The 19954-nt window shown below is 38.5% G+C and carries 20 protein-coding genes and 1 riboswitch; of the genes, 10 read left to right on the top strand and 10 right to left on the bottom strand.

Translation table 11 applies throughout. The features are described 5' to 3' along the window. Window positions 1–60: 60 nt before the first annotated feature. On the top strand, window positions 61–501 hold the full coding sequence (locus CQZ96_RS16535; protein ID WP_056512360.1) for a VOC family protein: 441 nt from the start codon (window positions 61–63) through the stop codon (window positions 499–501). An 83-nt stretch (window positions 502–584) separates the two neighbouring features. Continuing rightward, window positions 585–1205 carry a rhomboid family intramembrane serine protease gene (locus CQZ96_RS16530; protein ID WP_004725978.1) on the top strand — a complete coding sequence of 207 codons (621 nt, stop codon included), beginning with the start codon at window positions 585–587 and terminating at the stop codon, window positions 1203–1205. A gap of 183 nt (window positions 1206–1388) precedes the next feature. On the opposite strand, the gene ygiD is transcribed toward CQZ96_RS16530, so the two are convergent. From ygiD to CQZ96_RS16490, 8 genes are all read right to left on the bottom strand, one after another. Then, entirely contained in the window at window positions 1389–2255 is an 867-nt protein-coding gene (gene ygiD, locus CQZ96_RS16525) for a 4,5-DOPA dioxygenase extradiol (RefSeq protein WP_105714378.1), read from the bottom strand. A 305-nt stretch (window positions 2256–2560) separates the two neighbouring features. Further along, complete coding sequence (locus CQZ96_RS16520) at window positions 2561–3046, bottom strand: DUF934 domain-containing protein (RefSeq protein ID WP_105714379.1); 486 nt, start codon at window positions 3044–3046, stop codon at window positions 2561–2563. Continuing rightward, complete coding sequence (locus tag CQZ96_RS16515) at window positions 3039–4682, bottom strand: nitrite/sulfite reductase (RefSeq protein WP_105714380.1); 1644 nt, start codon at window positions 4680–4682, stop codon at window positions 3039–3041. The genes CQZ96_RS16520 and CQZ96_RS16515 overlap by 8 nt, the downstream gene beginning before the upstream one ends. Before the next feature lie 342 nt (window positions 4683–5024). Then, on the bottom strand, window positions 5025–5213 hold the full coding sequence (locus CQZ96_RS16510) for a hypothetical protein (RefSeq protein ID WP_004725970.1): 189 nt from the start codon (window positions 5211–5213) through the stop codon (window positions 5025–5027). A gap of 200 nt (window positions 5214–5413) precedes the next feature. After that, complete coding sequence (locus CQZ96_RS16505) at window positions 5414–5947, bottom strand: DUF1543 domain-containing protein (RefSeq protein WP_105714381.1); 534 nt, start codon at window positions 5945–5947, stop codon at window positions 5414–5416. Between the two features lie 18 nt (window positions 5948–5965). Next, entirely contained in the window at window positions 5966–6685 is a 720-nt protein-coding gene (locus CQZ96_RS16500; RefSeq protein ID WP_105714382.1) for a CPBP family intramembrane glutamic endopeptidase, read from the bottom strand. A 152-nt stretch (window positions 6686–6837) separates the two neighbouring features. Continuing rightward, window positions 6838–8079: a tryptophan synthase subunit beta gene (trpB, locus tag CQZ96_RS16495; RefSeq protein WP_004725964.1), complete on the bottom strand. Its 1242-nt coding sequence runs from the start codon at window positions 8077–8079 to the stop codon at window positions 6838–6840. Beyond that, complete coding sequence (locus CQZ96_RS16490; protein ID WP_004725962.1) at window positions 8063–8713, bottom strand: phosphoribosylanthranilate isomerase; 651 nt, start codon at window positions 8711–8713, stop codon at window positions 8063–8065. The genes trpB and CQZ96_RS16490 overlap by 17 nt, the downstream gene beginning before the upstream one ends. 142 nt (window positions 8714–8855) lie before the next feature. After that, window positions 8856–9064: riboswitch (cobalamin riboswitch) on the top strand. Window positions 9065–9099: 35 nt separating this feature from the next. Between CQZ96_RS16490 and CQZ96_RS16485 the strand changes: the two genes are divergently transcribed. The 8 genes from CQZ96_RS16485 to CQZ96_RS16450 all read left to right on the top strand — a co-directional run bounded on the left by CQZ96_RS16485 (window position 9100) and on the right by CQZ96_RS16450 (window position 17171). Further along, window positions 9100–10980 (top strand): TonB-dependent receptor plug domain-containing protein, encoded by a 1881-nt coding sequence (locus CQZ96_RS16485; RefSeq protein ID WP_056512349.1) that lies wholly within the window; start codon window positions 9100–9102, stop codon window positions 10978–10980. 108 nt (window positions 10981–11088) lie between these two features. Next, window positions 11089–11667 carry a cob(I)yrinic acid a,c-diamide adenosyltransferase gene (locus CQZ96_RS16480; RefSeq protein WP_056512348.1) on the top strand — a complete coding sequence of 193 codons (579 nt, stop codon included), beginning with the start codon at window positions 11089–11091 and terminating at the stop codon, window positions 11665–11667. A 113-nt stretch (window positions 11668–11780) separates the two neighbouring features. Beyond that, window positions 11781–12503: a glycerophosphodiester phosphodiesterase gene (locus CQZ96_RS16475; RefSeq protein WP_056512347.1), complete on the top strand. Its 723-nt coding sequence runs from the start codon at window positions 11781–11783 to the stop codon at window positions 12501–12503. A 359-nt stretch (window positions 12504–12862) separates the two neighbouring features. Further along, window positions 12863–14026 (top strand): acyl-CoA desaturase, encoded by a 1164-nt coding sequence (locus CQZ96_RS16470; RefSeq protein ID WP_004725954.1) that lies wholly within the window; start codon window positions 12863–12865, stop codon window positions 14024–14026. A 96-nt stretch (window positions 14027–14122) separates the two neighbouring features. Continuing rightward, window positions 14123–14452, top strand: coding sequence for a DHCW motif cupin fold protein (locus CQZ96_RS16465; protein ID WP_004725953.1), 330 nt, complete (start codon window positions 14123–14125; stop codon window positions 14450–14452). A 77-nt stretch (window positions 14453–14529) separates the two neighbouring features. Then, entirely contained in the window at window positions 14530–15987 is a 1458-nt protein-coding gene (locus CQZ96_RS16460) for a protein adenylyltransferase SelO (RefSeq protein WP_056512344.1), read from the top strand. A gap of 179 nt (window positions 15988–16166) precedes the next feature. After that, the gene (locus CQZ96_RS16455; RefSeq protein WP_004817028.1) at window positions 16167–16766 is read left to right on the top strand and encodes a L,D-transpeptidase family protein; all 600 of its coding nucleotides are present in this window, start codon (window positions 16167–16169) and stop codon (window positions 16764–16766) included. 24 nt (window positions 16767–16790) lie between these two features. Further along, window positions 16791–17171, top strand: a complete 381-nt coding sequence (locus CQZ96_RS16450; RefSeq protein WP_056512341.1) for an MmcQ/YjbR family DNA-binding protein — start codon at window positions 16791–16793, stop codon at window positions 17169–17171. A 203-nt stretch (window positions 17172–17374) separates the two neighbouring features. Here CQZ96_RS16450 and CQZ96_RS16445 read toward each other — a convergent pair whose 3' ends face one another. Together CQZ96_RS16445 and baeS are read right to left on the bottom strand one after the other, a co-directional pair. Next, a complete protein-coding gene (locus CQZ96_RS16445) occupies window positions 17375–18061 on the bottom strand; it encodes a response regulator (RefSeq protein WP_004725942.1) in 687 nt (228 codons plus the stop codon). Window positions 18062–18076: 15 nt separating this feature from the next. Then, window positions 18077–19819, bottom strand: a complete 1743-nt coding sequence (baeS, locus tag CQZ96_RS16440) for a sensor histidine kinase efflux regulator BaeS (protein WP_105714418.1) — start codon at window positions 19817–19819, stop codon at window positions 18077–18079. Window positions 19820–19954: the final 135 nt, after the last annotated feature.

Genomic DNA, 19954 nt, shown 5'->3' with positions numbered 1-19954 from the left:
AAGTTTTAAACCATCAGCTGATAAATTAATCACTTCAAAACAACAAAATGGACAATCACAATGCAACTTAATCACTATTTAAACTTTGAAGGTCAGACCGAAGCTGCTTTTAATTTTTATAAATCTGTTTTTGGCGGTGAATTTTCATTTTTAAAACGTTATTCCGAACTGCCCGATGTCCAAGTGCCAGACCAAGAGAAAAACTATATTTTACATGTTTCTTTACCGATTAATGAGTTTACCGTACTGATGGGTTCAGACACCAGCGAGCAGTTCTGTGCACCTAATAGTGCACCATTCAGCAAAGGCACCAACCATTATATTTCGATCAACTTAGAAGCTCACGAAGCGGATGAAGCTCAGCGATTATTTACAGCACTCTCTACCAATGGTCATATTGAAATGGCACTAGAACCTACATTTTGGGGTGCTTTATATGGTGCTTTCACCGATCAGTTTGGTATTCGCTGGATGGTGAACTGTCAACTGAGTGAAGGATAATGAACAGAATATTGCGATAGCCTATTGATTGACAATGATATAGGTTATATTGCTATTACGATAACAACGTCATTTATAACAATATGATCACTGGTCTTACCCATACCCTTCTGATTATTTTAATCACACTTGCGATTTCTTTTATTGCTTGGCAGCAACGCAATGTAATGAATCGTTTGATTTTCAATGTTTCAGCGATTAAGCATGGTCAATATGATCGCTTTTTAACCCATGGTTTTATCCATAAAGATGGTATGCATCTATTTTTCAATATGTTTACCTTGTACTTCTTTGGACGAAATGTTGAATGGTTTTTCCGTGATTACTTAAGTGGTATGGGCTTTGTCTTATTTTATTGTAGTGCTATCATCATTGCTGCGATTCCCAGCTATTTGCATAATCGAACCCTAAATTCCTATCGAAGTTTAGGGGCTTCGGGTGCCGTTAATGCAGTATTATTTAGTGCGATTCTATTTAACCCTTGGGGCATGATTTATATCTATATTTTACCTGTGCCCGCGATTATTTTTGGCACGATTTATTTATGCTATAGCCTGTATGCAATCCGTTCAGGACATTCGCCATTAATCGACCACCGCGCGCATATTGCTGGTGCAATCTATGGTTTCTTATTTCCTTTACTGTTAGAACCATCATTAGCTACAGCATTTTTCTATAAATTTATTAATTCGCCATTATTCTAAATTTCATATGGATTCAGTGATATCTAAACTGCTCTGTAAGGAAGTAAGACCTCAATATTTGAAAATTGCGCAATGATCTTAAAAGCGTTCTATCTTGAGAGAATAAATACGACTAACACAATTTTACCAATAATATAAAAGTTGAATCCTTAGACCCAACTTTTATATTTTTAACAACTAAAATTAATGTTGATCAAGTCGAAATGAGGTCATGGTTAATGAACCAGCGACGGCTTGATCATTAAAAATATGTAACTCATCTTTCTCTTCCTGTAAGCCTAAGGCATATAACATCGGATAATAATGATCAGGTGTGGGAATCGACAATAAAAACTCAGCACCTTGCTTTTGCCAGTCAATTAAAGCTTGATGGTTATGCGTGGCTAAGAAATTTTTCATCTTTGCATCAGCTTCTAAAGCCCAATCATAACCATAATGATCATCAAATTTATCAAAGGCAATTTTGCTTAGGTTATGTACGAGATTACCACTGGCAACAATCAATACCCCTTTACGACGTAACTGCGCTAATTGTTTAGCCAAGTCATAATGATATTGGGCACCTTGACTATAGTCGACACTCAATTGAACAACAGGAATATTGGCTTGTGGGAATACATGACATAACACGCCCCATGTTCCGTGATCTAATCCCCAACTATGATCATGATGAATTTCTATACTGTGAATTGTTTCAGTTGTTGCCTCAACCAAAGCTTTATTTCCAGTAGCAGGATATTGCACATCAAACAAAGCTTGAGGAAAACGACCAAAATCATGAATGGTTTTCGGTTGTTGCATTGCAGTGACGGCAGTACCACCTTGGGTAAGCCAATGTGCAGAAATACATAAAATTGCTGTCGGTTGTGTGCTCATTTCAGCGCCAATACGATTCCATGAACGAGTAAAATCATTGGTTTGAATTGCATTCATGGGTGAACCATGTCCCAAAAATAGTACAGGCATGACTTCAGTATTGGGTAAAGTTGCGTTCCAGCCTTTGAGTAGCGATAAGTCACCCATTGTTTGATTTAACATTTCATCCACCATGAATCATCTTTGTTTAATTATCTGCTGTTCATTGTTGTAGATATATAGACTTTTCCAGCCTACAACATTGCAAAAATGCAACGATGAAATTTTTATCAATAGTTTTAATCAGAGAAAGGTTTACTACCTAATGATGTTATGTTGAATCAATGTTGATTTGGGCACGATACAAATAAAGCCGAATACCAATTTATATCGTTCATATCATATTCATAATAAGCAATGGCTACACCAGCTTTAACTTGAGAACAATAAAAAGCCGAACTTTCGTTCGGCTTTCATTTCAAAATCAGTACTTAGAACAATCAAGCACCTGTTTGATAATGCGCTTTTGGTACAGCTGTAGATGCTTGGTAAGGGTACGTAAAATCACCTAAACCTGCTGCTGCCTCATGGATATCTTTACCTTCTTTCACAACAAAAGTATCGAAACCAGAACGCTTCATATAGTTCAAAACATCTTTAAACACATCGCCTGTTGCACGAAGATCGCCTGCGTAGCCTTGGCGACGTAACAACGCAGCAAATGAATAACCACGACCATCATTAAAACCTGCAAAATCAATAAAGATCGCATCTAACTGATCTAATGGAAACGCATTGGTTTCAGGTGAAGCATCTACGGTAAGAAATAGTGCTTTTTTCCCCGTCACATTCGCAAGCTGGTCCAACTGCTCAACAGTCAACAACACATCACCTTGTGGCAATACACCATCTTCAGCAATGATTTGATAGGTATTGTCTGCAACAGTGCCATCTTTAGAGAGGACTTGAAGTGCGGTATTAAGCATATGCACGCTCCTTAAATGGTTGAATACCCACTCGACGATAAGTTTCAATAAATTCTTCACCCTCGTTACGAAGATCAAGATAAGTATTTAAAATTTCATCAATAATGTCAGGTACAGATTCTGCTGCAAATGATGGTCCTAAAATATCACCAATTGAAGCATCATGGTCTGCATTTCCACCTAAGGTAATTTGATAGAATTCAGCACCTTTTTTGTCCACACCCAAAATACCGATGTTTCCAACATGGTGATGACCACAAGCATTCATACAACCTGAAATGTTCAAGTCGATATGACCCAAATTATAGACTGTATCTAAATCATCAAAACGGCGTGTAATGGCTTCAGAAATTGGAATAGATTTCGCATTTGCCAATGAACAGAAATCACCACCTGGGCAGCAAATGATATCGGTAATAAAACCAATATGTGCACGAGCAAGATTATTCTTTTCAAGCGTTTGCCACAATTCAAACAAATCTTTCTGTGGTACATCGACCAAGGAAATATTTTGTTCGTGTGTGGTCCGTAATTCACCAAATGTATATTTGTCTGCAAGATCTGCAATCAAATTCATTTCTTCAACAGTCATATCACCTGGTGCAATACCCGCACGTTTTAGTGAAATAGTGACAATACGATAGCCTGCAACTTTATGTGCATTGGTATTGATATTGAACCACTGTTTAAACTTTGGATATTCAGCAAATAAGCCATTGAAATCTTCATCTGTATAATTTTGATAATCAAACGGCATAAACTCTTCGTCTAATTTTTGCAAAATTTCAGGTTGAACTTTCAAGGTTTTAATTGTTTCAGCAAATTCAGCTTCAACTTTTTCAGCAAAAACTTGTGGTGTTAATGCTTTAACCAAAATTTTAATACGAGCTTTATATTTATTGTCACGGCGACCATGCAAGTTATAAACACGCAGAACCGCTTCTAAATAAGCAATTAAATCTTCACGTGGCAACCACTCACGAATCATAGAACCAATAATAGGTGTACGGCCTAGACCACCACCCACTTTGATTTTATAACCCAACTCACCCACTTCATTACGAGTTAAATACACCCCAATGTCATGGAATGAAGTTGCTGCACGATCAATTTCTTCAAGTGCAGAAACTGCAATTTTGAACTTACGTGGTAAAAATGCAAACTCAGGATGGAATGTAGACCACTGACGAATCAATTCACACGTCGGGCGTGGATCTGCAATTTCCCCAGCAACAACACCAGCGTATTGGTCTGTTGTGGTATTACGGATACAGTTTCCTGAAGTTTGAATCGCATGCATCTGAACTGAAGCTAAACCTTCTAGCATATCAGGCACATTTTCTAGCGCAGGCCAGTTAAACTGAATGTTCTGACGTGTCGAAACGTGTGCATAACCACGGTCATATTCTTTGGCAAGCTCTGAAACTTTACGTAATTGTTTAGAGTTCATTAAACCGTAAGGTACAGCAATACGTAGCATTGGCGCATAACGCTGTACGTATAAACCATTTTGTAATCGTAATGGACGATACTCATCTTCAGTGAGTTTTCCAGCTAAATAACGTTCCGTTTGATCACGGAATTGTGCAACACGTTCATTGATCAGTTGCTGATCGAAATCAGTATATAAATACATGGCGTACAGCTAGTAGTTTCATTATAACGATGCACAATATAACGAGTATTGATCTATCAAAGAAATGCTTTTTTTCCATATTTTATAGCGGTTTTATTGATAAGCATTGTGCAAAGATCGAATTGGCAATGCTTTACGGGCAAAGCATGCTTTTATTACGTTATGGATGATTTTCTTCATTGCTTATCTTTATTTTAGATAATAAAAAGAGCATATCGAATATGCCCTCTCTTTGATCACAGCTGTCATCCCGATACTGAACTTATTCAACCCTGTAGCTTATTGATATGTACACAGGATTGATTAAGATCAATGCCCAAAGCTGAGTTTAGCGATCTTGAGTTAATCCTCTGCTTTCTGCTGCTCATCACTATTTTCTAGTTTGTCTTCGGCAATTTTTGCGGCTTCATAACCTGCAAATGCGCCAGCTGCTTTTTCTAGAAAGCCAGCATCAGGATCTAACGTATCGACACTTTGCTCAGCAATCACTGCACCTGCAATTTTACCTAACTCGTCTAATAAACCGCTCATTGATCACACTCCGCAGTGTTTTGTTTGAGTTTTTAGTCTATGTAAACTTGTTGAAAACATTGCGAAGTTTCTGTTGTTACACTGACTAGATTATGAGAGAGCAATGCAATGATTGATGTCAATTTTTTAAAATTAAGATCCGCTTAATCTTTTAAGGCTGCAATACAGCGCCCTTTTTAAGCAGATCAAGCGATGACAACTCAGATGATCAAATAGGTATTCTCCCAAACACTTTGGTCAAGCTCTGCATGAGAATCAGCATTCAAATCTACTTCAACCAATTGCACATAACGGCCATATACCTGATCTATCGCCAGACAATCATCTACCTCTAAAACTCGATCGGTATGTGGTTTTTGCCAATGCCCTGCAAAATGCTGTTTACCCTTGGCTTTCGCTTCAATCGCATCTTGAGCAACAATCAGGATATAGCGGTGTAACTCACCAAACTCATTTGCATCATAGCCGCCTAAATTAATTAGCCAAAGCTTCTGATCTGATGCATTCGGTTGCGCATCAGTAAAATGTATTTGATATTTCTTATTTTCAAACACTAAAGCCTGTAATTTTTGCCATGCGTCGATGTGTAAGCCCTGTTGCTCACCAAACCACGCATTTTTTAATTGAGGATAAACCTCTTCAAGTGAATCGCCTACGGCAAGAACCACATCATGAACTTCAACATTGGCACGTGCATGACGGCCACCCAACATAACGATAAATAAACTAGACATATTCAGTCACTAAAGTCACTAAGTTAATGTTTGAACAAGTTTTAATAATAAAATCCCACCCACAGATAATACGGCATTGTTCAAAAAATGAATGAGTAATACATGCCAAATATTGCGTGTCCACAAATAGATCAGATTTAAAAATAAACCTGCACTCATAAAGCTGATTGTCGCGATTAAATTTCCATCAAAATTATGATAATGGATCAGACCAAATAATATAGAGTTCAATATAATCAGTACAATGCGCCATAACCACGGTTGGATAAATAACTTTTGCAATAAAGTATAGCGAAACACAATATCTTCTAAAAGCGCAGTAAATAGTGGACCCAAGCTAATGATCAACAGACTGAGAAAAGGAATATGTTCAGGATCAATCAGGTCTTTTTCTTGTGTACTCGGCCCGAGGGGTAAAAGCTGACGTGTCAGTGAGATCACCACTTGTAGCACGATTGCACCAACCACCACTAAGACACTTGAGCGCCAAAAGGCCTGTTTATATTTTTGCCAATGCGTAAGCAACATTTCCTTATATAAGTAGCACACTAAAATAAACAGCACGCCTCTTAAAATGGTATCGCCCAGACTAACAGCTATCGAGATTCCAAATATTTTTTCTAAAATAAAACCATTTAAAATAATTAAAGGGATGATACAAATCGCAAATGTGTCTTTCCATCCCCAGGCAATTTTTTCAGGAAAAGGTTCAGCTCGAACCCGTTGTAAAAAAGGCATATTAAAAATTAACCGATTATTTTCAGTAAATTTTGGGTAATTTAGCTCATGATTTCCATGTGCTTTTTGTAGAGTTTCCCCATGATCCTGTCTAGTCCAGAAATAAAAAAGCCTCTATAAAAGAGGCTTTTAAATTGATCGAGTAAGATGAATTACATCTCGACCATTTCAACACCATCAATACGTGCAACAGTCATTAAGTCTTTGTCACCACGACCCGATACCGTCGCAATAATAATTTGATCCTTCGACATTGTTGGCGCGAGTTTAGTCACATAAGCCATTGCATGTGAACTTTCCAATGCAGGAATAATCCCTTCAATATGAGTCAAATCACGGAAGCCTTGAAGTGCTTCTGTATCATTAATTGGCACATAATTCACACGATGCATGTCTTTTAAGAAACTATGTTCAGGACCTACACCAGGATAATCCAAACCTGCAGAGATTGAATGTGTTTCAATAATCTGACCTTGCTCATCTGACATTAAATAAGTACGGTTACCATGTAAAACGCCAACATGGCCTGCATTTAATGGCGCAGAATGTTTCCCTGTTTCAATGCCTAAACCTGCGGCTTCAACACCGTACATTTTAACATCTTGATCATTTAAGAATGGATAGAACAAGCCCATTGCATTTGAACCACCGCCGACACATGCAACCAAAGCATCTGGTAAACGACCTGCTTGCTCTTGAATTTGTTTACGTGCTTCACGTCCAATAATCGACTGGAAATCACGTACCAATTGCGGATATGGATGTGGACCTGCAACCGTACCAATCACGTAGTAAGTCGAATCTACATTGGTTACCCAGTCACGCATCGCCTCGTTCATGGCATCTTTTAATGTTTTAGAACCACTTTCTACAGGCACAACTGTTGCGCCAAGCAAGCGCATACGGTAGACATTCATGGCCTGACGTTTTACGTCTTCAGCACCCATGAATACCACACACTCAAGACCTAAACGCGCGGCAATTGTTGCAGTTGCCACACCATGTTGACCTGCACCCGTTTCCGCAATAATACGTTTTTTGCCAGAAAGCTTCGCAAGTAGCGCCTGACCAATGGTGTTATTGACCTTATGTGAGCCTGTATGATTTAAGTCTTCACGTTTAAGATAAATTTGCGCACCACCCAACTCTTTCGACCATCGCTCAGCATAGTAAAGCGGACTAGGACGTCCGACATAATAAGCGAGATCACGGTCGAATTCTGCCAGAAACTGCGCATCATCTTTCATACGGAAATAGAGTTTCTCTAAATCCTCTAAAGCTGCCATTAAAGTTTCTGACACAAAACGTCCGCCATGGATACCGAAATGCCCGTTTTGATCTGGGAATTGGGTATAGTCAATCACACTATTTTGTTGATTACTTTGCTGATCCACGTTGGACTCCTTGCATAAATCGTTCTACGAGTTGTTGGTCTTTGATACCTTTTGCGGATTCTACGCCTCCGCTGACATCGACTGCATACGCTTGAGTCGTTTGTATAGCGTCTTCAATATTTTCAGGTTTTAAACCACCTGCCAAAATTAAAGCAATATCGAGTTTAGGGAATTGAGACCAGTCAAAACTGTGTCCAGTCCCTCCTTTCAGTTCAGGATGCCATGCGTCTAAAAGCATAGCACTCGCGCCAGCCTGTTGGTATTGCTGAATTGTCGTAATAATATCTGAATTTTTTGCATCAGGTTTAATCTGAATCGCTTTGTACCAACGGCGCTTATTATACTGTGCGATCTGCTGGCATTGTTGTGCAGTTTCATCACCATGAAACTGAATAATATCCAAAGGCACTTGTTCTAATACTTGTGCAATGTCTTGTGCGCTGGCATTGACAAATAATCCAACAATGTTGATATACGGTGGAATAAGTTGTGCCAATTGCTGAGCCAATTCAATCGTGACATAACGTGGACTAGGTTCATAAAACACAAAACCAATCGCATCCACACCTGCTTGTACAGCAGCTTGAATATCCTGTGGTCGTGTAATCCCACAAATTTTGGCACGGGTACGCATAGCTTTGAACTCGAATTTGTTCAGACCAAACTGATTTTTTCAGTATTTTAAGCAAATCATTGTAAAGCAAATTTATTCACTTGCGTTAAAGTTCTATAGGATTATCTGTTTTACATTGTTTATACACTAAACAAACTTTATACTGCACACAAATGCAACAAGTCTAGCTTAAGGCTTTGGGAAGTTGGTGGAAGTCCAACACTGCCCCCGCAACGGTAAAATGAAAATATTATTCTTTAATAAGTCAAAAGACTTACACCACTGCAATGTTTTGTGGGAAGGTGGAATAATCTGAATCGCTTTAGGTTCTATATTTAAGTCCGGATACCAGCTTGTTGTGCCCTTAAACTCAATCATTCACGGGGAGTGAATGTATGGAGCATATCATGTCTGTTATTTTTAAACCTACTGCACTTGTAGGTGCTGTCGCTATTGCGATGGGGTTATCTTCTCCTGCTTTTGCAGATACTTCTTCAAATTCAGAAGCAAATTCGAAACTTGATACAATTGTAATCACTGCTACTCGCTCTGAAGAAAAAATTGAAAATGTGCCAGCACGGATTTCAATTATTGAACCACACATATTAGAACAATCACCAATTGCTGAACTACCGCATTTGCTTATGAGTGATGCCTCTATTGATATGATGCAATATGGTGGTTATGGTCAAGCAGCCTCTATCTTTACACGTGGAACTAATTCAACTCACACTTTGGTACTCCGTGATGGTGTTCGTTTAAATACAGGTTCTGCTGGTTCTGCATCATTAGCTTTTATTGATACTACTGATATCAAACAGATTGAAGTACTAAAAGGCCCTGCATCAGTCTTATATGGAACAGATGCAATTGGAGGCGTTGTACAACTCATTTCAAAAACTCCTGAAAAAACGGGTGCGTTCATCACAGGTGAAATTGGTGAACACAATACCTATAAATCTGTTGTAGGTGCTGATCTCGCAGAAAATGGTTTTTATGCACAAATCCGAGGACAACGTTTAGAATCCGATGGTACTCAAGTTACAGATTTTAAAGATGCTCATGTCAAAGCGGGCTCATATGATCAAAAAGGCTTAAGTGCAAAAGTAGGTATCGAAAAAGAACATTATGCTGCTTCTATAGATTATTCACAAAATCAAGGGACTGCGACTTATATTGATGGTATAAATGACACCAATTGGAATCTAATTGGATTAAAAAATATATCGCAAGATTTTAAAAATGAAGTGATCAATATTAAAGGTCGTGTCAACATTAATGATAATCTGTCAGTTAATACACGTTTGTCACAATTTAAAGATGACTTAGAACAAAATGATTCACATGATGCTATTTATAACACGACAAAAGAAGCTGAACTGTATAGTAAATGGCAATTTACCCCAACTCAGAATATTTTAGCTGGTGTAGCCACTAAAAATATAAAATCTGATGTGCTTTCAGGTAGTGGTGCCTATGGTGTGGATTACAACAAAGATGTAGATAGCACAGGTTATTTTGTACAACATCAATACCAATCAAATAAACTACATACTCAATTGGGTTTACGTGTAGAAGATCACGAAACCTTTGGCACGCATACAGTAGGCCAAGCAGCTGCACGCTATCAAATTTCACCTGCAACAAGTATTTATACCAATATTGGTACAGCATTTCGAGCTCCAACCAACAATGACCTTTATGCGCTAAATTGGGGTGGAAATCCAAATTTGAAGCCTGAAGAAAGTATTTCTTATGAAATTGGTTTAGATCAAAAAATTACTGATCAGTTAAGCCTAGGATTATCTGCATATCGTAATGAGGTTGATGATTTGATCACGTATGTGACAGATCCAATCACATATGAAAGCAGATTATACAATGTCAAAAAAGCAACCTTTACAGGTGGTGAGTTTAATTTAGATTGGGCAAATGATGAATTATTTACTAATCTTTCTTATGCATATGTACAACCTAAAGACAAAGAGATAGATCAAGACTTGAATCGTCGTTCGCGTCAAAGTCTAACATTGACAGCAGGTATACAGAACGAAGTTTATGGCATTAGTACATCACTTTCTGCAAAATCTAGACCTAAAAATAGTACAGTTTCTGGTTATGCTACTGTCGATGTTAATGCTTTTTGGAATGTAAATCCAAATGTAAAACTATTTACAAACATCCAAAACATTGGTGATGTTGAATACAAAACAACTTCATACAGTAATGGTTACTACTACATCAACGGTGGTCGACTTGCATCTGCAGGGGTAACTTTCCGCTACTAAAAGCGACACCCAAAAAAATATCTAAAACAGCGCAGTTTATGGATAATGTTTTGACCGACATTATCCTTTTTTATTCTTTATCTTTTCATTTTTCTCTAGGACAAAATTATGGGACATCGTTTAAGTAAAATTTATACCCGTACAGGCGATTCAGGCACCACTGGATTAGGAGATGGTTCTCGCGTAGCGAAAGATGACTTACGTATTACCGCTCTCGGTGATGTAGATGAACTAAATTCTATTGTTGGTGTATTACGTTCACAAATTTCAATGAGTAACATCGTCGATAAAGCCGATTGGGATAAATCACTGAGTTTAATTCAACACTGGCTATTTGATTTAGGTGGTGAAGTCTGTATTCCTAACTACAACTTGCTTCAACCTGTTTGTGTTGAATTTCTTGAAAAGGAAATCGACAAAATGAATGAAGACTTACCAATGCTTAAGGACTTTATTCTACCTTCAGGAACATTAGCATGTAGCTATGCGCATCAAGCACGTGCTGTATGTCGTCGTGCAGAACGCAGCTTAATGACCGTACACAGTCGTGATCAAAATATTCAAGCAACTGCTCTACAATTAATTAACAGATTATCCGACTGGTTTTTTGTTGCTTCACGCACCTTACAACGTGCAGAAGGTGGTAGTGAAGTGCTTTGGCAAAAGAACATCAATGATACGATTTAACGATAAATCACTGTCTAGAAGTAAATTTTTAACAGTATGATAAAGTCAAGTTATTGCTAAAAGTAAGACTTAAACGATTACTAGACAGATGAAAATGAGAATGTGAGTTCATTATGAGAATTATCGGACATCGTGGCGCGCGTGGTGAAGCACCTGAAAATACCTTAGCGGGATTTCAATATATTCACGATTTAGGTATCCGTGCAGTTGAATTCGATGTTCGACAATTAAAAGATGATGAACTCATTATCATGCATGATGATAATTTTTTAAGAACGACCGGAATAGATCAAGCACTGTATGATTTAAACAGCACTGAATTAGCGGCCTATAACCAAGCCAATATCTGGATGGATTGGGAAAAACAAATTACCCCTACCTTAAGCCAAAGCCTAAAGATTATGCAGGACTTTGAGCATATTGAAGTTGAAGTGAAAGCTGTAGAAACATTGCAACACGCTGAACAACTCATCATCGAATTACAAAAACAACTGCGAGGTTTTGAAAATGTCGCAGTGATTACCAGTTTTGATTTAAAAATACATCAAGCCTTACAACAGCAAAACTCAAGTTTTAAACGTGGTCTACTGATTGAAGATGACATCCAACAACGTGCGATCGAACAAGCATTACAACTGGGATGCTGCCAGATTGGATGGATGAATCAATTGGCAACAGATGAGCTCATTCAAGCAACTCAGCGTGCAGGTTTGGGCATCAGTGTTTGGACCGTCAATGATATTGAGCGCGCTAAGCATTTAAGAGATTTGGGGATCAATGGATTAATTACTGATTTCCCAAAAATGATGCAGCTTGCCTTAGCGCAAATTCAATAACTCAAATCCATTTAATAACACAATAAAGTAGAATTTTATTTTGAACTTTTGAGGGTTCCAAAATTAAAATTTAACTTGAGAATCAATTATCTAACCCCCTAAAAATCAAATTGGATAAGACAGAAAAATTCTTACACTATTGTGACATTTAAATACGACGTTTTAACCATTCATTTTTTTCGATCAAACCGCTAGAATTCATGTTTTATTCTGTTACTGTTTTATACAATACAGATGTACACTAATACTAGTGAACACATGTTCGCCCATGATAATATCTGTGAAAGTATAGCCTAGAAAAATGCTGAAGCTATGCGTTTAACTTTACCTGATTAAGGTTCTTAGGAGTGCTGTTGGAGATGAATGCTCCCCTACCCAAAGCCCCAATAAATTGGATCGGTGTTTTTGCCTTGGTTTTTTTACCTCTTGTGGCAGTAATTGCGATCCCTTTATATGCCTACCACCACGATTTTAGTGCGGCAGCTTGGATTAGTTTATTCGTTTTACTCGGTCTCAGTAGTTTAGGTATTACTGCAGGTTATCATCGCTTGTGGGCACATCGTGCATACGAAGCGACTTTACCACTTAAAATCATTTTGATGATCATGGGAACTTTTGCTGTTCAAAACAGTATTTTGTTCTGGGCTTCTGGTCACCGTACACATCACCGCCATGTGGATGATGTGGATCAAGATCCGTATTCGATTAACAATGGTTTTTGGTACGCTCATATTGGCTGGATGTTACGTAATTATCCTGCTGCTGAATCAAATTATAAAAATGCACCTGATTTGTTGAATGACAAAGTGGTTATGTTCCAAGACAAGTATTATGTTCCACTTGTGATTGCTGTACATGCTGCGATTTTAGTTCCACTGGGTTGGGCTGTAGGTGACATGTGGGGCGTATTACTCTTAGGTGGTTTACTCCGCTTAATCATTAGCCACCATGTAACATTCTTTATCAACTCACTCTGCCATATGTGGGGCAAACGTCCTTATACTGACGAAAATACTGCACGTGATAACTTTGTTCTTGCCATTGCAACATGGGGCGAGGGTTATCATAACTATCACCATATTTTCCAATACGATTATCGTAATGGTGTGAAATGGTGGCAATATGATCCAACAAAATGGTTGATTTGGTCGTGCTCTAAAATCGGTTTAGCCAAGAATCTACGTCGTATCCCAAGCTTTAATATCAAAAAAGCGGAATTGGCGATGAGATTTAAATATGCTGAACAGGATTTAGCGATTTATGGTCATAACGTCAATGCAGACATCATCGCGATGAAACAAAAAGTATCGCAAGAATATGAAGCATTCACCAATACGTTAAATGATTGGGCTGCGTTAAAAGAACAAGAGCTACAAGCGAAAAAAGCATCTGTTGCTGAAAAAATCCACCAAATGGATGTCAAACTCAAAGTTGATTTCCAATTGGTCGAACAGAAACTTGCTTTCCATCGTGAACGTTTAGAAACATTGATGCGTGGAATCAAAAAGAACGTTGTTTCTTAAATTCTCAATACACATCAAAAGCAAAGCTCCGAAAGGGGCTTTTCTTTTATCCATTTTTTACAGAAACTCATACTGAGAATATTGAGAGAAAATAATATGCAAATTAATAACATCCCCTTTGGCATTACCAACTGGGCAGAAGTTCCAACAACGCGCCATGAGGGTGAGCAAGGCTTTGCACTTTGGCGCACACAACAATTTGATAATATTCGAGTGCGAATGGTCGAATATTCTGTCGATTATTTGGCTGATCACTGGTGTCTTAAAGGTCATATCCTGTTTTGCTTAGAAGGTGAATTGCACACTGAACTTGATGATGGACGTACCTTTACCTTAAAAGCAGGGATGAGTTATCAAGTTGCAGACCAAGCTGAAGCGCATCGTTCTTCTACCGCATTTGGTGCAAAACTATTTATTGTTGACTAAAACAGTCGACATTATCTCAACAGCTTAAAACTTTGCTATATTGAGAGGGACAAGTAAAACCATTGTGACCGATCGCTATGCAATTTGCCCCACGTTATCCATCTCTTGATTCAAAGCTCTACCATGAGCAAATGCCTAGTCCACTGAAAGGTGCAAAGGCTGGGCATTTTAATGCTGCGCTTGCGGATGAATTACAATGGTCTGAAGATGAAAAAGCCCAATGGGTCGAGATTTGTAGCGGACAAAAAACCTTTGCTGAATTTCATCCCCTTGCCATGGTTTATGCAGGGCATCAATTTGGACAATGGGCAGGTCAATTGGGGGATGGACGTGGCCTATTGATAGCGCAAATTTTAAATCGACAAGGTCAAACCATTGACCTACATTTAAAAGGTGCAGGCTCAACCCCCTACTCTCGTATGGGAGACGGACGTGCTGTATTACGTTCTGTGATTCGCGAATATCTAGCGGGTCATGCACTCAATGCACTGGGGGTTCCTTCAAGCAATTCTGTAGGCTTTACTTCTTCAACCCAAGGCGTACAACGAGAAAAACTTGAACTTGGTGCAATGATGTTACGCACTTCGGATTGCCACATCCGTTTAGGGCATTTTGAATGGATTAATCAATATCAGCCTGAATTACTCACTGAATTTACCCAAAAATGTATTGAATGGCACTATCCACAATGTTTGAGTACTGAACAGCAAAAGTTTGAAGACACTGTTCTAGCATTTGCAACGCAAGTGATTCAAAACACCGCTGTCATGATCGCAAAATGGCAATTGGTTGGTTTTGCACATGGGGTTATGAATACAGATAATCTCAATATTACAGGTTCTACCCTCGATTTTGGCCCTTATGGTTTTATGGAGCGTTTCCGTCCCAATTGGATCAACAATCATAGTGATTACAATGGTCGTTATACCTACCAAAACCAACCGAGTATTGCACATTGGAACTTATGGAATTGGTTAAACAATTTAATTCCACTGGCACAAGCAGAAAATAAAGAACAATTTAAGCAAGACCTCGTCGAATGTTTAGAGCATTTTGAACCGACCTTTCTAGAACATTATACCCATGGGCTATGCCAAAAACTTGGACTACCCAGCTTCCACAAAGATAGTTTTGATTGTGGTATGGCATTTTTAAGAATTCTACAAAGTGAGCAACTCGACTATACCGACAGTTTTCTTCGCTTACAGAATAAAGAATATGAAGCTATTAAAGATGATTGCCTAGATCGCTTTCAATTTGAAAACTTCTTGACGCAATATCACAATATTCGTGAGCAGCAAGATGTTGATGTACTTGATGCGGAAATGAAAAAGGCCAATCCAGTCTATATTTTAAGAAATCATATGCTACAAACAGCCATTGAACAGGCTGAACGTGATGATTTTTCTGAGGTTGATCGCCTATTTAAATTGCTTGGTCAGCCCTTTACCAAACAAACGGATTTAGAAACAGCCAAAGATTTAGCGCCTTTACCGAGCGACGTTCCTGAAGTGATGGTGAGTTGTTCTTCTTGATCAAATAAATTGCCGAATCACTTTCTTTGATCTGCCCCATCATAGTTACCCACAATTTCTGTGGATAAACTTGTGTTTATCCACAGGATAAATCCACAATCACAAATTAACTACAGCTTTTGTCTTTAGAATGAATAAAATTTAGGCAATACAGGGTTTTACAACATTAGTATTCTAAAATGAATAAAAAATACCTCATTCCATGCTTGATTCTTTTGGCTATAGCTATAGCAAGTGTCTGGACTTATCAAAAATATAATCAATTTATTCCAACCGCAAATGCTGCCATACATGTGCAGAATTTATCTGAGCAAGAGATTCAACGTCTTCGTCAAAACACGCCAATCACCGAAGTTAAAGTTTATAAATCGGATCGTATTGTTAAACTCATGCATCATGATCAAGACATACGAACATATCCAATGCGCTTAGGCTTTGATCCTATTGGACATAAAGTTAAAGAAGGTGATGGAAAAACCCCTGAAGGTCGTTATATTCTAGATTGGCGTAATCCCAATAGTGCATTTTATAAATCGCTGCATGTGTCCTATCCAAACCAACAGGATAAATCTAAAGCCAACCAACTTGGCGTTTCTCCTGGTGGCGACATTATGATTCATGGTTCAGCAACACGCTCACAAGTGGAAAAACTCCCGAGTTTAATGACCTACTTACCTAGAAATGACTGGACATGGGGGTGTATTGCCGTTAGAAATATAGATATGGATGAAATTTGGAAACTGGTCGATGATGGAACAGTGATTAGCATTTATTCATAAATAATATTTTAAAAAGAGACAGTGATGACTGGTGAAGAAATCCGAACTTTAGCATTTAAGATTGCGTCACATTTGCCTAAATCCGAACTTGACTATCCTTTTGGTGAGGATGTTCCTGTTTTTAAAGTGATGGGAAAAATGTTTATGTTAGGCTCTGAACTGCATGGCAAAAAACTGATTAATTTAAAAGTTGAACCTGATCATGGAGAAATGTTGAGAGATCTCTACCCCTCGATTCAGGTGGGCTACCATATGAATAAACGTCATTGGATTTCAATCTATGAAGGCGAACAGATCAGTGCTGATCTGATTCAAGACTTGGTTGAAGGCTCTTATGAGCTTGTGAGCAAGAGCCTGACCAAAGCCCAAAAGCAGGTATTGGCGGTTTATCAACACATTAAATAATTAGCGGGTTTTGGATCGCACATTAGATCAACAGACCTAACCTCTATCTATACACGATTCAGTCAAAATTAGAATGTATCAATAAACATAAAGTTATATGTTTATTTTTCAAACATAACTTTTTACATTTATAAACATTTACCCACAATATCTGTGGATAAACCTGTGTTTATCCACAACGATGAACTTAAAATGTCGAAAACTTAATCTTCTGGATATTCAAAACGGTAGCCTACGCCATAAACAGCTTGTACCCATTCATGACGATTTCCGGTTTCCGCTGCTTCAGATATTTTACGACGTAAGTTCTTGATATGACTATCAATAACACGGTCAGCAACATCAAAACTATCTGGGTTAATATGGTCTAAAAGTTGCGCTCTAGAATAGACTTGTCCCAAATGTTCGAGGAAAAGCTCTAAAAGACGGAATTCAGTTGGCGTTAAATTCAACGATTTTTGTTGATACCAGATACGTTGTTGTGCTTTATCAATACGAAATAAGTCATTGGCTTCAGGTTCAGCTTTACGTTCCAAACGGCGTAATACCGCTTGTACACGTGCCACCAACTCTTTTGGGCTAAAAGGTTTACAGACATAGTCATCTGCTCCCATATTTAAACCCAAGACACGATCGATTTCTTCAGTTCGTGCAGTCACCATGATAATCGGTAAGTCGGTTTGCTCACGCACTTTACGGCAAATGGTCAAACCATCCATACGCGGGACCATCAAATCCAACACCATTAAACTTGGCTTGCGTTGCAGGAAGCTGTCATAAGCTTCTTGACCATCATGAAACATACTGACTTCAAAGCCCGCTGCTTCTAGATAATCCCGCACCAATTGCGCAAGTTCAACTTCATCCTCTACCAGCATGATATGCTTCATGTTGTACTATTCCTTTTAAACTTTAGTATGTTTTGAAAATGTCAGTTTGCAACGCAAACCGCCTAATGGCGAATGATCAAAAGTAAGCTGACCACCGAGTGTTTGTGCAATTTTACCTGATAAAGCCAATCCCAATCCTGTACCGCCTGTACTACGTGTACGTGAATTATCCACACGATAGAAACGTTCGCCCAAGTGTGCAATCTGTTCATCACTCAAACCCAATGGGCTATCATCAACGATCACACTCCAAGAATCTGCATCTTGCTCTGTATGCACTTGGACTTCACCACCTGCCTCAGTATAGCGAATACTATTTCCAAGTAAGTTGACCATAATTTGCTTAAAGCGATCTATATCTAATTGTAATTTCGCTCCCTCACCTGTGGCTGAAATTGTTAAATCAGCTTGTTCAAATTTAGGTTTAAAATTCTCTATTTCTTGTAAGACCACCGACCAAGGATCAATTTCTGCAAAGTAGCATTTTAATTGTTGTGCTTCAGCTTGCGCCAAATCGGCTAAATCCTGTGTCAACTTCTTCAAGCTCGTAACCTGACGTAACATCGCTTCAAAATGTTCTGGTGTCGGCTTGCGAATTCCATCCTGCATGGCTTCAATCTGTGCTTGCAATACTGCTAATGGCGTTTTTAACTCATGTGAAGTATCTGCAACCCACTGACGGCGTGATGTTTCATGCTGGTCGAGAATAACAGCCAGTTGATTTAACTCTGTCGACAAGTCTCCCAATTCATCATTACGGTTAATCACCACTTGATGCTGGTAGTTACCTTTGGTTAATTCGCGAGTTGCGTTCAATAAACGTTGAATCGGTGTTTTAAAATAAGTCGCCAATAGCAATGCGGCAACCAAACTTGATAAGAAGGTGAAGATATAAATCAGCACTAAATAACGCTTTTGATTACTAAAGAAGTTAATACTCAGTGCATCATCCTGATCTAAAACTGGTTTTAAACCCAAGTAACCGACCACTTCATCATTGACTAAAATCGGACGATAAGACACCTGATCATCTGACGGCTCACCTAAAATAAACTGTTGTTTTGCATCATATAAAGAAAGCCGTGAACTCAGCCCCAAACGGTCAGGCAATGACACAAATATTTTTTTGCCATTCTGCGGATTTACCGTTCGCATCGAATCTCGCGTTGGCGCTTCTTTCGCTGCAGAAGCTGGTGCTTCATGTCCTGCTGAAAGATGACCTTTATCTTTGCCTATAGGCGGTTTATTTGCTTTACGATCTGAGGGTCTATATAAGTTTTGATTTGAACTAAGCGGAAATTTCAAACCTTCAAAAGGTTGATAAGCTGAGGGTAAATTTTCTTCGAGAATTTTCAGTTCTTCTTTATCCAGCTGAGACTTATGAACTGCACCGTCCGTTTGTCCCAAAGTCGCCACCATTGTATGTTCTTTAAAGTAGCGTTGCTGTAAAGCAATATCATACTGACGACGTAGCCACCAGCGTGATAATTTATCATAATCATCAGGCGCAGCATCACCTTCAATTTGCAAAATCTGTGCTTGAACTGCGTTACCCCAGTCTTGATAGACCCCATATACATCTGCCAAGTTTTCGATCAGATGATCAAGTTTCTGCATCTCAACATCTGCAACATATCTGGCAAAGTTCTTTTGCATAGTCCAATGTAAGACACCCAAGCTCACTGTTGTAATGACTAAAGTTGTCAACAAAACAGTCAGAAATAAGCGTAATGCAATGGGAACTCGACGTATTTTCAAAACTGGTCTCACGTTTTTCTTCTCATTTCAACATTGTACCCAACAGTTGCTCAAAATTCTCTCCATTGTTTCTACATCATTATTATTTAATCTTTACTGTATCAACAGAACATCAAAATATTCATTGGAGTAGTA

The sequence above is a fragment of the Acinetobacter sp. MYb10 genome (assembly GCF_002980175.2).
GTDB classification, from domain to species: domain Bacteria; phylum Pseudomonadota; class Gammaproteobacteria; order Pseudomonadales; family Moraxellaceae; genus Acinetobacter; species Acinetobacter guillouiae.
The sequence above is the reverse complement of the archived record's forward strand: the minus strand, read 5'-3'. Positions and strand labels throughout refer to the sequence as shown.